The organism is Streptomyces telluris (assembly GCF_024519335.1).
GTDB lineage: Bacteria > Actinomycetota > Actinomycetes > Streptomycetales > Streptomycetaceae > Streptomyces > Streptomyces telluris.
Genome location: NZ_JANIID010000105.1, coordinates 1 through 346 on the forward strand (window position 1 = coordinate 1; position 346 = coordinate 346).

Consider the following 346-nt stretch of genomic DNA (forward strand, 5'->3'; position numbering starts at 1 on the left):
TGAAGCCGCAGGTTCATACGTGGACGTTCGAGGACGGCAAGGTTTTGATCGTGCTGTCGGAGGGTCGTCTGCTGAACCTGGGCAATGCGACGGGTCATCCGTCGTTCGTGATGTCGAACTCGTTCGCGGACCAGACGCTGGCGCAGATCGAGCTGTTCACGAAGCCGGAGTCGTACCCGACGGATGTGTATGTGCTGCCGAAGCAGCTGGATGAGAAGGTCGCGCGGCTGCACCTGGACGCGCTGGGCGTCAAGCTGACCACGCTCCGTCCGGAGCAGGCGGCCTACATTGGTGTCCCGGTCGAGGGTCCGTACAAGCCGGACCACTACCGCTACTGACACCGACG

General features: G+C 62.7%; 1 protein-coding gene. It reads left to right on the plus strand.

The window, feature by feature from the left end:
* Positions 1-338 (plus strand): adenosylhomocysteinase (locus NQU55_RS36300; protein WP_256791886.1); only part of this gene is annotated, 338 nt, incomplete at its 5' end.
* Between the last annotated feature and the right edge of the window lie 8 nt (positions 339-346).